The 594-nt window shown below is 44.1% G+C and carries 1 protein-coding gene; it reads left to right on the forward strand.

The window, feature by feature from the left end:
* Nucleotides 1–11: 11 nt before the first annotated feature.
* Nucleotides 12–594: leucine-rich repeat domain-containing protein (locus tag QVO99_RS08625; protein WP_288177091.1), on the forward strand; the 583-nt coding region annotated here is incomplete at its 3' end.

Consider the following 594-nt stretch of genomic DNA (forward strand, 5'->3'; position numbering starts at 1 on the left):
GTTCATTATGCATGAACGCACAGAATATTAAGTATGTGGAGTTGACGCAGGACGGCGTATTCACCCCCTCCCCGGTCAGCGACGAATGGAGAGATGTTGATTCTATTGTCGTGACAGGAACATTGGGAAACAAGAACTATTATCAACTCCGTGACCTCGCAGAGTATTTTGATCTGACAGGACTTAATCTGGAGAATTGCAAACTTGTGGATGACTGTATCGGTACAATGGCTTTCAAACCACGCGTTCCAGCCGTATGCGTATTAGGAATAGGCGAAGATACTTGGAATTACGGATACGAGAGCATAAAGACGGAAGAGAGATATTACCGTGTCAATCTTAAGCATGTTACATTGCCGTATGGTCTGAAAAAGATATGCTATGGAGCTTTCTATTACAACAATCTTGAAACCCTTGACCTTCCGGAAAGTGTTGAGTCAATCGAGTACATGGCCTTTGCCGGCTGCAGATATCTGAAATCATTCATTCTGCATGCTTCATCTCCAAGTGAAATCACCCTTGGTGAAAAAGTGTTTGAAGACATTTCCGAAGATGTTGTGCTCTACGTTCCCCAAGGCGCCAAGTCCGCTTTTG

It is taken from the genome of Prevotella sp. CAG:592 (genome assembly GCF_000436015.1).
GTDB classification, from domain to species: domain Bacteria; phylum Bacteroidota; class Bacteroidia; order Bacteroidales; family Bacteroidaceae; genus Prevotella; species Prevotella pectinovora.